Origin of the sequence: Mesorhizobium sp. B2-4-6, assembly GCF_006442775.1 — a bacterium.
GTDB lineage: Bacteria > Pseudomonadota > Alphaproteobacteria > Rhizobiales > Rhizobiaceae > Mesorhizobium.
In genome coordinates this window covers 74,623-87,247 of the sequence record NZ_VFVI01000014.1, presented here as the reverse complement: position 1 = coordinate 87,247, position 12,625 = coordinate 74,623, and the positions used below count along the sequence as shown (strand labels likewise).

The 12,625-nt window shown below is 63.5% G+C and carries 10 protein-coding genes; 7 read left to right on the top strand and 3 right to left on the bottom strand.

All coding sequences use genetic code 11. From position 1 onward, the window contains the following. Positions 1-146: 146 nt before the first annotated feature. Positions 147-1,319, bottom strand: a complete 1,173-nt coding sequence (locus FJ957_RS26955; protein ID WP_140835881.1) for a cystathionine beta-lyase — start codon at positions 1,317-1,319, stop codon at positions 147-149. Between the two features lie 466 nt (positions 1,320-1,785). On the opposite strand from FJ957_RS26955, the gene FJ957_RS26950 reads away from it, so the two are divergent. From FJ957_RS26950 to FJ957_RS26930, 5 genes are all read left to right on the top strand, one after another. Beyond that, entirely contained in the window at positions 1,786-2,814 is a 1,029-nt protein-coding gene (locus tag FJ957_RS26950) for an amino acid ABC transporter substrate-binding protein (protein ID WP_140835880.1), read from the top strand. Positions 2,815-2,876: 62 nt separating this feature from the next. Beyond that, entirely contained in the window at positions 2,877-4,064 is a 1,188-nt protein-coding gene (locus tag FJ957_RS26945; RefSeq protein ID WP_140835879.1) for an amino acid ABC transporter permease, read from the top strand. 4 nt (positions 4,065-4,068) lie between these two features. Beyond that, complete coding sequence (locus tag FJ957_RS26940; protein ID WP_140835878.1) at positions 4,069-5,226, top strand: amino acid ABC transporter permease; 1,158 nt, start codon at positions 4,069-4,071, stop codon at positions 5,224-5,226. A 13-nt stretch (positions 5,227-5,239) separates the two neighbouring features. Then, positions 5,240-6,043, top strand: a complete 804-nt coding sequence (locus FJ957_RS26935; RefSeq protein ID WP_095768430.1) for an amino acid ABC transporter ATP-binding protein — start codon at positions 5,240-5,242, stop codon at positions 6,041-6,043. 274 nt (positions 6,044-6,317) lie between these two features. Further along, complete coding sequence (locus FJ957_RS26930; protein WP_140835877.1) at positions 6,318-6,983, top strand: TIGR02117 family protein; 666 nt, start codon at positions 6,318-6,320, stop codon at positions 6,981-6,983. 156 nt (positions 6,984-7,139) lie between these two features. On the opposite strand, the gene FJ957_RS26920 is transcribed toward FJ957_RS26930, so the two are convergent. Both FJ957_RS26920 and FJ957_RS26915 read right to left on the bottom strand, forming a co-directional pair. After that, the gene (locus FJ957_RS26920) at positions 7,140-8,372 is read right to left on the bottom strand and encodes an FAD-dependent monooxygenase (protein WP_140835876.1); all 1,233 of its coding nucleotides are present in this window, start codon (positions 8,370-8,372) and stop codon (positions 7,140-7,142) included. A gap of 29 nt (positions 8,373-8,401) precedes the next feature. After that, entirely contained in the window at positions 8,402-8,647 is a 246-nt protein-coding gene (locus FJ957_RS26915; protein WP_140835875.1) for a zinc-finger domain-containing protein, read from the bottom strand. 250 nt (positions 8,648-8,897) lie between these two features. Here FJ957_RS26915 and FJ957_RS26910 point away from each other — a divergent pair, with 250 nt between their 5' ends. Together FJ957_RS26910 and ppx are read left to right on the top strand one after the other, a co-directional pair. Beyond that, positions 8,898-11,093, top strand: a complete 2,196-nt coding sequence (locus FJ957_RS26910) for an RNA degradosome polyphosphate kinase (protein WP_140835874.1) — start codon at positions 8,898-8,900, stop codon at positions 11,091-11,093. Next, positions 11,090-12,625, top strand: coding sequence for an exopolyphosphatase (gene ppx / locus FJ957_RS26905; RefSeq protein WP_140835873.1), 1,536 nt, complete (start codon positions 11,090-11,092; stop codon positions 12,623-12,625). Before FJ957_RS26910 ends, ppx begins: the two co-directional genes overlap by 4 nt.

The following is a 12,625-nucleotide window of genomic DNA, read 5'->3' as shown; positions in this document are numbered from 1 at the left end:
TCAATCGCGCCAAGGCGTTACGGCCGTTTGCGGAATCGGCCCGGCAATCGCCGGCCACGCAAAGGGCGGCCGCGGCGTCGTTGCGCACGACGCCGCGCGCGATGCGAGGCTTGTCTGCCGTTCGGAATCTTGCGCCGATCAGCCTGTCATCCGGCTGCAGCCGCCGCGGCCAGCCCGCGCAGAATATCGGCCTTGAGGTCTTCGACATCCTCGAGCCCGACCTGCAGGCGGATCAGCGAGCCGGCGTACGAACCTTTGGCAAGCATGCGGTCGCCGAGAAAGACCGGAACGGCGAGGCTCTCATAGCCGCCCCAGGAATAGCCGAGGCCGAAGGTCTTGAGCGCATTGAGGAAGGCGTGCTGCGCCTTCTGCCCACCGCCCTTGAGCACGATCGAGAAGACGCCGGTCGAGCCGCAGAAATCGCGCTTCCAAAGCGCGTGGTCGGGATGGCTTTCCAGAGCCGGGTGCAGCACCTGGGCGACGCCCGGCTGCTCCTCAAGCCACCGCGCGATATCGAGCGCGCTCTTGCGGTGATGCTCAAGGCGCACTCCCATGGTGCGCAGGCCGCGCAGCACCTGATAGATGTCGTCGGGTCCCGAACAGCAGCCCAGCGTGCAGAAGCCCTCGTAGAGCTGTTTCCAATGGGTCTCGTTGGCCGAAACCAGGCCGAGCAGCACGTCGGAGTGGCCGGCCGGATACTTCGTCGCCGCGTGGATCGAGATGTCGACGCCATGGTCGAGCGGCTTGAAATAGAGCGGGGTCGCCCAGGTGTTGTCCATCATCACGATGGCGTTCGCCGCATGTGCAGCCTTCGCGATCGCCGGGATGTCCTGCACCTCATAGGTGTTCGATCCCGGCGATTCGGTGAACACTACCTTTGTGTTTGGTTTGATCAGCGACGCGATGCCGGCGCCGACGCGCGGCTCGTAATATTCGACCTCGACGCCGAGCCGCTTCAGCATCGTGTCAGCGAAGTGGCGCGTCGGGTGGTAGACGCTGTCGACGATCAACAGGTGGTCGCCAGCGGCAAGGAAGGTGAGCAGCGGCACCGTCACCGCCGCCAGCCCGGAAGGCACCGCGATGGTGCCGGCCGAACCTTCCAGCGCATCGACGGCGAGCGTCAGCGCGTCCATCGTCGGCGTGCCGCGCGTGCCGTAAGTGTATTTCTGGCTGCGCCCTGCCATCGAAGCGGCGTCCGGATAGAGCACCGTCGAGGCATGCACGACCGGCGGGTTGACGAAGCCGAAATAGTCGCGCGGGTTGTTGCCGGAATGGGCAAGCAGCGTGTTGATGCCCATTTCGATGCCGTCTCTAGCCATGGTTGGTCGCCCGTCGAAGGATGTCAGGGAACCAGCCATAAAGCGGCGGCAATGCCGACGCAACCGCGCCGGGCCCACCAAAAGCCGATCTTCCGCTGGGCCAATGCAAAGGCGCGCAAGCCCAGTAAAGCACCGCTATCGCCGCTGCGGATTCTGGCGCCGGACCACGGATTCGCGGCGGCGCAACTTGGCTGATTTGTTCGCATCGCCTGCCGGTTTCATGTGCTCTTGTCCGCAATTCAGGCATTTGCGGCAATTGCTTTTCAAACCTCTCTGGAATCGGTCATTTCCCTTGACCTCACAGGAATAATCGCCTTCGATGCGTTTCGTGAATGGGAGGCAGCGCATCGGCAACCGATGCGGGTCCGGGAGTGGGCCTTGAAGTGGGAGCTGCATTCACAAACGAAAAAAGATCAAGCGTCGCCTGGCGATAGGGGCGCCTGTAACAGAAAAGGGTCTGTGGGTCATGAAACACATTGCAATCGGCATTCTTGGCGCCGCCGCGCTCGGGTTCATGGCGTCCGCCGCTTCGGCCGGCACGCTCGATACCGTGAAGCAGAAGGGCTTTATCCAGTGCGGCGTCTCGACCGGCCTCGCCGGCTTCTCGGCGCCGGACGACAAGGGTGACTGGAAGGGCATCGACGCGGACTTCTGTCGCGCCGTTGCGGCCGCCGTCTTCGGTGACGGCTCCAAGGTCAAGTTCACGCCGCTCAGTGCCAAGGAGCGTTTCACCGCCCTGCAGTCGGGCGAGATCGACATCCTGTCGCGCAACACCACCTGGACCAGCAACCGCGACAGCGCGCTCGGCCTCGATTTCGTCGGCGTCACCTACTATGACGGTCAGGGCTTCATGATCAACGCCAAGAAGCTGCCCGGCGTGAACTCCGCGCTGCAGCTTTCGGGCGCCGCCGTCTGCGTGCAGAGCGGCACCACAACCGAGCTCAACCTCGCCGACTACTTCAAGAAGAACAAGATGGAATACAACCCCGTCGTGTTCGAGAAGCTGGAAGAGGTCAACGCCGCCTATGATGCAGGCCGCTGCGACGCCTACACCACCGACCAGTCGGGCCTCTATGGCATCCGTCTGACGCTCTCCTCGCCGGCCGACCATGTCGTGCTGCCCGAGATCATCTCCAAGGAGCCGCTCGGCCCGGCCGTGCGCCAGGGCGACGACCAGTGGGCGCATATCGCGCGCTGGACGTATTTCGCGCTGCTCAATGCCGAGGAAGCCGGCATCACGCAGGCCAATGTCGACGAGATGAAGACGTCGACCGACCCGAACATCCAGCGCCTCCTCGGCACTGAACCCGACGGCAAGTACGGCGCCGATCTCGGCCTCTCCAACGACTTCGTTGTCAACATCGTCAAGGCTGTCGGCAACTACGGTGAAATGTTCGAGCGCAATGTCGGCTCGGGCAGCCCGCTCAAGATCGCGCGCGGCATCAACGCGCTATGGACCAAGGGCGGCCTGCAATACGGTCCGCCGATCCGCTGATTGAAACGTGATCCGGGAGGCAGGTTGTCTGCCTCCCGGTTTCTCTTTCCAGGGGACGGTCCATGGCTTCGCAGGAAATTCTTCGCGGGGAGCCGAGTCGCGGCTCCTTCATCAATGACCCGAGAATACGCAGCCTGTTCTTTCAGACGCTGGTCGTGATCCTCCTCTTTGGCTCGATCTGGTGGATCGTCGACAACGTCATCGAGAACCTTCAGCGCCTCCACATCGCTTCAGGCTTCCAATTCCTCAGAAGCAGGGCCGGCTTCGATATTTCCGACACGCCGATCGCCTATACGTCGGACTCGACCTATTTCCGCGCGCTGGTCGTCGGTTTGCTCAACACGATCATCGTTGCCGTCGCCGGTATCGTGCTTGCGACCATCGTGGGCTTCGCCATCGGCATCGGCCGCCTGTCGCAGAACTGGCTGATCCGCAAGATCTGCACCGTCTATGTCGAGATATTCCGCAACATCCCGCCGCTGCTGGTCATCTTCTTCTGGTATTCCGGCGTGCTGGCCGTGCTGCCGCCGCCACGCGAGAGCATCCATCTGCCTTTCGGCTCCTTCCTCAACCAGCGCGGCTTCTATTTTCCGCGCGCCGTTTGGGGGGATGGCTCCTGGCTGATCGGCGTCGCACTGCTGCTCGCCATTGCAATGGCCTGGTTCGTCGCCCACAGGGCGCGACAGCGGCAGAAGGCGACCGGTCAGCAATTTCCGGTCTTCTGGACATCGGTCGCGCTTATCGTCGGCCTGCCGGTGCTGGCCTACCTGCTTAGCGGCATGCCGCTCACCTTCGATTTTCCGAAGCAGTCGACCTTCAACCTGACCGGTGGCTTCTGGGTCAAGCCGGAATTCCTGTCGCTCTTGCTGGCGCTCTCCTTCTACACGGCGGCCTTCATCGCCGAGATCGTGCGCGCCGGCATCAGGGGCGTCAGCAAAGGCCAGAGCGAAGCAGCGGCGGCACTCGGCCTCCGCTCCGGTCCGATCCTGCGGCTTGTGGTCATCCCGCAGGCGATGCGCATAGTCATCCCGCCGCTCACCAGCCAGTATCTCAACCTGACCAAGAACTCCTCGCTGGCGATCGCCATCGGCTATCCGGACCTTACCGCGACCGCCGGCACGGTCCTCAACCAGACCGGCCAGGCGGTGGAGGGCGTGTTCATCATGATGATCGCCTATCTGGTGCTGAGCCTGGTGACGTCCTTTGTCATGAACATCGTCAACGCCAGAATGGCGCTGGTGGAGAGGTAGGGCCATGCAGGAACACGACATGTCCTGGGTGCGCACCGAGATGGCGCTTGCGCAGCCGGCCCCGCCTACCGAACGCGGCGCCTATGCCTGGGTGCGCAAGAACCTGGTCGGTTCGGTCGGCGACACCGTCCTCACAATTCTCGGTATCGCCATCGTGCTCTGGGTCCTGCCGCAGGTCATCAACTGGGCTTTCCTCAATGCCCAGTGGACCGGGCCCGACCGCACGGTCTGCACCACCGTCACGCAAGGCGGCATCCAGCCCGATGGTTGGACCGGCGCCTGCTGGGCTTTCGTCAACGCCAAGTTCGGCCAGTTCATGTTCGGCACCTATCCGATCGAGGAGCGCTGGCGGCCGATCCTGGTTGCCATCCTGTTCGTGGCGCTGTTGGTGCCGATGCTGATCCCGCGCGTGCCGGGCAAAAGACTGAACGCGATCCTGCTTTTCGCGGGATTGCCGGTCGTCGCCTTCTTCCTGCTGCTCGGCGGTGTGTTCGGCCTGCCGGCTGTCGAGACTGCGCGCTGGGGTGGGTTGCTGGTCACGCTCAGCCTTTCTTTTGTCGGCATTGCGGTGTCGTTGCCGCTCGGCGTGATCCTGGCGCTAGGCCGGCGCTCGAAGATGCCGATCATCAAGGTGCTTAGCGTCATATTTATCGAGACGGTGCGTGGCATCCCGTTGATTGTGGTGCTGTTCTTCGCCAGCGTCATGCTGCCGCTGTTCCTGCCCGTGGGCGTCACCTTCGACAAGTATCTGCGTGCGTTGATCGGCGTGTCGCTGTTTGCCGCCGCCTATATGGCCGAAGTGATTCGTGGCGGCCTGCAGGCGATCCCGAAGGGCCAATATGAGGGCGCCGATTCGCTCGGCCTCGGCTACTGGCAGAAAATGGGCCTGATCGTGCTGCCGCAGGCGCTGAAGCTGGTCATCCCCGGCATCGTCAACACCTTCATCGGCATGTTCAAGGACACCAGCCTGGTGCTGATCATCTCGATGTTCGACCTGCTCGGCGTGGTGAAGCAGAATTTCGCCGATGCCAACTGGGCGACCCCGCAGACCGCGAAGTCCGGCCTGATCTTTGCCGCCTTCGTTTTCTGGCTGTTCTGCTTCGGCATGTCGCGCTATTCAATGTACACCGAACGCCGGCTCGATACCGGTTATAAACGATAAAAGGGAACAGGTTATGGCCACCGAAAACGCCGTCAGCGCGGAAGAAATCAAGGTCAACGCCGCCAAGATGCACATCTCCACCACCGATGTCGCCATCGACATCGTCGGGATGCACAAATGGTATGGCGAGTTCCATGTGCTGAAGGACATCAACCTCAAGGTGATGCGCGGCGAGCGCATCGTTATCTGCGGTCCGTCCGGTTCCGGCAAGTCGACCATGATCCGCTGCATCAATCGGCTGGAGGAGCACCAGAAGGGCAAGATCATCGTCGACGGCAAAGAACTCACCAACGATCTGAAGAAGATCGACGAGGTGCGCCGCGAGGTCGGCATGGTGTTCCAGCATTTCAATCTGTTCCCGCATCTCACCATCCTCGAGAACTGCACGCTGGCGCCGATCTGGGTGCGCAAAATGCCGAAGAAGCAGGCCGAGGAGATTGCCATGCATTTCCTCAAGCGCGTCAAGATCCCGGAGCAGGCCAACAAATATCCAGGCCAGCTCTCGGGCGGTCAGCAGCAGCGCGTGGCGATCGCGCGCTCGCTGTGCATGAACCCGCGCATCATGCTCTTCGACGAACCGACCTCGGCGCTCGATCCGGAGATGATCAAGGAAGTGCTGGAGACGATGGTGGGGCTGGCGGAAGAGGGCATGACCATGCTCTGCGTCACCCACGAGATGGGCTTTGCCCGCAAGGTCGCCAATCGCGTGATCTTCATGGATCAGGGCCAGATCGTCGAGCAGAACACGCCGGCCGAGTTCTTCGACCATCCGCGCCATGAGCGCACGAAGCTCTTCCTGTCGCAGATACTGCACTGAGGCGGAGCCCGGTAACAGGTTGCTCGGAGGTTGCTCGAACCACCCCTCGGCTTCGTCATTCTAGGGCAAAGCAAGGAACGAAGCGACGCGGCGCAGACCCTAGAATCCATGCCGTGACATCGAGGCGTTGCTGCGGTTCAGAATTCTGCACCGTCGCGCCCTACGGCAGAGGTCACGGCATGGACTCTCGGGTTAAGCCCGAGGATGACGAAGTCACGAACGGGTTCGGCCAATCTCGAGAGCTGCGACAAATGGGGCCAGCTTACCGCGCCTGATGCGAAAATTCCTGCGATATCTGGCAATGCTCGTCGCAGCGGTGGTGCTTGCCGCCGCGCTCGGCACGCTGGTGCCGCGCCCGCTCTGGCCAGCCGCCGCCCGAGGCGAGGGGACGCGGCACATATTGGTGCTGAGGAACCCGATCCACACCGACATCGCTGTGCCCCTCGATGATGGCGTACGCCGGCGCTTCGCCTTCCTGGCCGATGCCGGCCTGCCGATCGAAGCGCCAGGGGCGCGCTACATCGTCTTCGGCTGGGGCGGCCGCGCCTTCTATCTGGAGACCCCGACATGGTCGCAGCTGAAGGCCGCGCCGGTGTTGAAAGCGCTCACCATCGACGCTTCGGTGATGCATGTCGATGTCGCCGGCGCGATCAAGGAGCCGCATCCCGCCGTCGCCGGCTTCGACATCGACGAAGCGCATTTTGCGGCGCTGCTCGACCATATCGCGGTGAGTTTTCGGCAGGGGCCGGGTGGCCCGATGGCGATCGAGAATGCTGGGTATTCAACCTACGACCGCTTCTACGAAGCCAACGGCCATTTCAACGCCCTGGTCGGCTGCAATATCTGGACGGCGGCTGCGCTGCGCGCCGCCGGCCTGCGCACGGGATGGTGGAACCCGCTGCCGGTGACGCTGTGGTGGTCGTTGCGGTTGTATGATTAATGCATGTCGCGCAAAAGTGTGCAGCGGTTTTGCGATAACGACATGCATGGAAACAAAGGCTAAAGCGCGTCGCCTGAATCCGCTTCAGCGCGACGCGCTTTAGTAGCAATTGGCGAGCGCCTCGTTCCTTCGCGAGCCTATCCGGTCGTCCGCCTCCTACCGCCTGACCACCTTCCGCTCCTCCCAGCCATAGAGCCAGTCCAAGTCCGCGGCGAGCCTCTCAGCCGTCCGCGTCGCCAGCACCAAGTTGCGGGCGATCGCCACCGGTCCCCTGGCATGCCAGGCAAGGCGATTGAGCGCGCCGCGTTTCAGCACCTTTTCGACGCGCGGCCGTCTGAGATCCTCCCAAACCGTCAGGCCCTGCTTCGGATCGCCGGGAAAATCGGCGACCAGATTGGCGAGCATCGAGGCGTCCTCAATCCCCATCGCCGCGCCCTGGGCCGCGAACGGCGTCATGGCATGCGCGGCGTCACCGATAAGCGCGACGCCGTCCGGCGTCGTCCAGCGGCGCTGCTCGACCGTGTGGATGGGGAACGCCGTCCAGGGGCCGGCGAGCGCCACCAGGTTCGACAGCGTTGCCGCCGTGCCGCGCATGGCATCGGAAAGAAGGGCGGGGTCTGCATGACCGGACCAGCCTTCGGCGATCCGCTCGCCCTTGGTGAAGGCCGCAAGGTTGAAGGCGCGGCCCTTGCTCACCGGATAGGCGACCATGTGGAAGCCGGGATGCAGGAAGGTGGTGACGCTGTCAGTAGCGCCGATTTGCGCGAAGGCCTTGCCGGCGGCGCTTTCCGCAGGAACCGTCGCGCGCCAGGCGAGCTCGCCCGAAAAGCGGCTCGCCACAAAGCCGGCCGTCCTGGCAAGCCCCGCGCGAAGCGAAGACCAAACACCGTCCGCTCCGATAAGCAGGCCGCCTGTGACACTTGTCGCTTTGCCGTCGATCTCGACCGCTGCGGCAACGCTTTGCGGGTCGAGGGCGATGCCGGTCACGCGCGCCCCGGTGACAAGCTCTATATCTGGCCGGTCCGCCGCCGTGGCCATCAGCGCTGCCTGCAGGTCGGCGCGGTGCGCCACCAGATAGGGCGCGCCCCAGCGTTTTTCTCCGGCTTCCCCAAGCGGCACACGCGCCAGCTCGCGCAAGCTTCTTGCGTCCTTCAGCACCACCGCTTGCGGCCGGATCGCGTTTGGCAGCAGGCGGTCGAGCACACCAAGCCGGCGCAGGATGCGGGTCGCGTTGGGGGAAAGCTGGAGGCCGGCGCCGGCCGCTTCGAGTTGCTTTGCCTGCTCGAACAATTTTACCGGGAAACCGCGCTCGGCAAAGGCAAGCGCCGCCGTCAGTCCGGCAATGCCAGCCCCGGCGATGACGATTTGCCGGGACCGTGTTTCAGCCATGATCTAGCAGTCATTCATGATCTGCAGGGTCAGGCGGCCTGGTCGATATAGAGGCAGCCGGCCGGCTGCGTCTCCGTCGCCTTCAGCGACGGCGAATAGCGATAGAGCGTCGAGCAGTAGGGGCAGACCTTTTCATTGTCGTCGCCCATGTCGAGGAACACATGCGGATGGTCGAAAGGCGGATTGGCGCCGGTGCACATGAATTCCCTGACGCCGATCTCGATGACCGGATGGCCCGCGTCGTTCTGGAAATGGGGAATGCTACCGCCTGCCATCGTCGTCTCCAATTGGGTTCGGCCAGTGGGTGTGACCCGTCTGCATCTGGAGCATAACAGGTCCGTTTGCAAGATCGATGAAATCAAACTGTCGCAAAAGGCTGGCAGAGGATAAGTTGAGCCGGTTAAGCGCATGGGACTGGCACGGATCGATTCCGTGACGATCATGCGTCACAAAGACGTGTTAGAGCGTCGCCTGACGGCAATATGCGGCGTTCCCTGGGACGGTTGCGGGCAAGAGCGGGAAACCATGAACGAATTGAAGCCTGTGCAGAGCGAGTTCATCACCGTCGAGGCGGCCAGCCCGGACGGCGGCAATCCCGACCGTTTCGTCAACCGCGAGTTCTCCTGGCTGCAATTCAACCGCCGCGTGCTGGAGGAATCGCTGAACGAGCACCACCCGCTGCTCGAACGCGTCCGCTTCCTGTCGATCTCGGCCGCCAATCTCGACGAGTTCTTCATGGTCCGCGTCGCCGGCCTTGCCGGCCAGGTGCGCGAGGGCATCGCCTTGAAAAGCCCGGACGGCCGCACGCCCGAGCAGCAGCTCGAGCAATTGCTGCGCGAGGTCGAGCGCCTGCAGGAGGACCAGCAGAAGAGCCTCTCGGCGCTGATGGTCCTGCTCAACAAGGAAGGCATCGAAAGCATCACCCGCGATGCGCTCACCAAGGACGAGAAGGCTTGGCTGGAAGAGCATTTCCAGGAGCAGGTTTTCCCGGTGCTGACGCCGCTGTCGATCGACCCGGCGCATCCGTTTCCGTTCATTCCCAATCTGGGCTTCTCGATCGCGCTGCAACTGCGCCATCGCAAGAACGGCGAGGAGATGAGCGCGCTGCTTCGCCTGCCGGTGGCGCTCAGGCGGTTCATCCGCCTGCCCGACCGCAAGAACCATGTCCGCTTCATTCCGCTGGAGGAAGTGGTCGGCATTTATATCGGCAAGCTTTTCCCCGGCTACGAGGTCAAGGGCTCCGGCACGTTCCGCATCATCCGCGACAGCGACATCGAGGTCGAGGAAGAGTCGGAAGACCTGGTGCGCCTGTTCGAAACGGCGCTGAAGCGGCGCCGCCGCGGCTCGGTGATCCGCATCGAGTTCGACACGCTGATGCCGGCCGCGTTGCGGGACTTCGTCGCCGGCGAGCTCGGCGTCTCGTCGAGCCGCATCAGCGTGCTCACCGGTCCGCTGGCGCTCAACCAGATCTCCGAGATCGTCGCCATTCCGCGCGACGATCTCAAATTCACGCCCTACAATCCGCGCTTTCCCGAGCGCATCCGCGAGCATGGCGGCGACTGCTTCGCCGCCATCCGCGAGAAGGACATCGTCGTCCATCACCCATACGAGTCCTTCGACGTGGTGGTGCAGTTCCTGCGCCAGGCCGCCGCCGACCCGGAAGTGGTGGCGATCAAGCAGACGCTCTACCGCACCTCCAACGACAGCCCGATCGTGCGCGCTCTGATCGATGCCGCCGAGGCCGGCAAGTCGGTCACGGCACTGGTCGAGCTCAAGGCGCGTTTCGACGAAGAGGCCAACATCCGCTGGGCGCGCGACCTCGAGCGCGCCGGCGTCCAGGTCGTGTTCGGCTTCCTGGAGCTGAAGACACACGCCAAGATGTCGCTGGTGGTGCGCCGCGAGGACGGCAAACTGCGCAACTATGTGCATCTCGGCACCGGCAACTACCACCCGGTTACCGCCCGCATCTACACCGACCTGTCCTTCTTCACGACCGATCCGACGATCGCGCGCGATGTCGCGCAGCTCTTCAACTTCATCACCGGCTATGCCGAGCCCGCCGAGGAGATGCGCCTTGCCGTATCGCCCTTCACGCTGCGCAACCGCATCCTGAAACACATCTCGGACGAGATCGTCCATGCCCGCGAAGGACGGCCGGCGCGCATTTGGATGAAGATGAACGCGCTGGTCGATCCGACCATCATCGACGCGCTTTACGACGCCAGCCGCGCCGGCGTCGAGGTCGACCTCGTCGTGCGCGGCATCTGTTGTCTGCGGCCGCAGGTGCCCGGTCTTTCCGAGAATATCAGGGTGAAATCGATCGTCGGCCGCTTCCTCGAGCACAGCCGCATCTTCTGCTTCGGCAACGGCCACGGTCTGCCGTCGGACGAGGCGGTCGTCTACATCTCGTCGGCCGACATGATGCCGCGTAATCTCGACCGCCGCGTCGAGACCCTGGTGCCGATCACCAATCCAACTGTGCATGAACAGGTGCTTGGTCAGATCATGCTGGGCAACATCATGGACAACCAGCAAAGTTTCGACGTATTGGCTGACGGCACCTCCCGGCGCGTTGTGCTGGAGGAAGGCGAAGAACCGTTCAACGCGCAGGAATATTTCATGACCAATCCGAGCCTCTCCGGACGGGGCGACGCGCTGAAATCGCATGCGCCCAAACGCATCGCTCAGTTCAAGCGCCGCAAGAAGAACGGCGCCGCGTGATTGCAGTTTCCCAGGGCCGGCTTCAGGACCGGCGACCGCTGTCGATCATCGACATCGGATCGAACTCGATCCGCCTCGTCGTCTATGAGGGGCTGGCACGCTCGCCCACGCTTCTGTTCAACGAAAAGATGCTGGCCGGCCTCGGCCGCGGCATCGTTTCGACGGGCAAGCTCGACCCCGAGGCGGTGACGCGGTCGATGGAGGAATTCCGCCGTTTTCGCGCGCTTTCGGATCAAGCTGGCGCCGAGCATATGTATGTGCTGGCCACCGCGGCGGCGCGCGAGGCAGGCAACGGCCCCGATTTCATCCATCGCGCCGAGGACGTTCTGAAGACCGAGATCCGCGTGCTCACCGGTCGTCAGGAAGCCTATTATTCGGCGCTCGGCGTCATTTCCGGCTTCCATCCGGCCAACGGTATCGCCGGCGACCTTGGCGGCGGCAGCCTCGAACTGATCGACATCAATCGCGAAACGATCGGCGAGGGCATCACGCTGCCGCTCGGCGGCCTGCGCCTGCAGGATATGGCCAGGAATTCGCTCGTCCAGGCGCAGAAGATCGCGCGCCAGGAACTGGCGCGGGCAAAGCTGCTCAAGGGCGGGCAGGGTAGGGTCTTCTACGCCGTCGGCGGCACCTGGCGAAACCTCGCCAGGCTGCACATGGAGATGACCAACTACCCGCTTGGCGTCATGCACCACTACGAGATTTCGGCCGACAGCGCGCAGGCTTTCCTGAAGCAGGTGGCCAAGGGCGAGGTCGAGAAGGTGAGGGGCATCGAGGGCGTCTCCAAGAACCGCCGCTCGCTGCTGCCCTACGGCGCGGTCGTGCTGCAGGAGATCATGACGGCGATGCAGCCCTCGAAGATCATCGTCTCGGCGCAAGGCGTGCGCGAGGGGTTCCTCTATTCGCTGCTCGACGCCGAGGAGCAGAAATCCGATCCGCTGATCTCGGCCGCGGAGGAACTGGCGCTCTTACGCTCGCGCTCGGTGCACCATGCGCATGACCTGGTCGAATGGACCGGCAAGGCGTTCAAGGCCTTCGGCATCGACGAGACGGAGGACGAGGCGCGCTACCGCCATGCTGCCTGCCTGCTAGCCGATATCGGCTGGCGGGCGCATCCTGAATATCGCGGCAGGCAGTCGCTCAACATTATCGCGCACGCTTCCTTCATCGGCGTCGACCATCCCGGCCGCGCCTATCTGGCCCTGGCCAACGCCTATCGCCATGACGGCATCTTCAACGACGGCATCGCGCCAGAGATCAAAGCGCTGGCGCCGCCCAGGCTGCTCGAGCGCGCCCGAGTGCTGGCGGCGATGATGCGCGTGGTCTATCTGCTCACCGCGGCGATGCCCGGCGTGATGCCGCGGCTGAAGTGGGAAAGCCGCGGCAACGGCGCGCTGGCGCTGGTGTTGCCGGCCTCGCTTTCCGATCTCTATGGCGAGCGCCCGGCCGGCCGGCTGGCGCAACTGGCACGTATCACCAACCGCCGGCTCATGCTGGCGGTCGAGGGCGGGCCGAGCGTTTCGGTGAAGTAA

What these genes read in the sequence shown, in the direction of transcription:
- FJ957_RS26955 (WP_140835881.1), bottom strand. Translation starts at nt 1,319, where the DNA reads ATGGCTAGAGACGGCATCGAAATGGGCATCAACACGCTGCTTGCCCAT.
- FJ957_RS26950 (WP_140835880.1), top strand. Translation starts at nt 1,786, where the DNA reads ATGAAACACATTGCAATCGGCATTCTTGGCGCCGCCGCGCTCGGGTTC.
- FJ957_RS26945 (WP_140835879.1), top strand. Translation starts at nt 2,877, where the DNA reads ATGGCTTCGCAGGAAATTCTTCGCGGGGAGCCGAGTCGCGGCTCCTTC.
- FJ957_RS26940 (WP_140835878.1), top strand. Translation starts at nt 4,069, where the DNA reads ATGCAGGAACACGACATGTCCTGGGTGCGCACCGAGATGGCGCTTGCG.
- FJ957_RS26935 (WP_095768430.1), top strand. Translation starts at nt 5,240, where the DNA reads ATGGCCACCGAAAACGCCGTCAGCGCGGAAGAAATCAAGGTCAACGCC.
- FJ957_RS26930 (WP_140835877.1), top strand. Translation starts at nt 6,318, where the DNA reads ATGCGAAAATTCCTGCGATATCTGGCAATGCTCGTCGCAGCGGTGGTG.
- FJ957_RS26920 (WP_140835876.1), bottom strand. Translation starts at nt 8,372, where the DNA reads ATGGCTGAAACACGGTCCCGGCAAATCGTCATCGCCGGGGCTGGCATT.
- FJ957_RS26915 (WP_140835875.1), bottom strand. Translation starts at nt 8,647, where the DNA reads ATGGCAGGCGGTAGCATTCCCCATTTCCAGAACGACGCGGGCCATCCG.
- FJ957_RS26910 (WP_140835874.1), top strand. Translation starts at nt 8,898, where the DNA reads ATGAACGAATTGAAGCCTGTGCAGAGCGAGTTCATCACCGTCGAGGCG.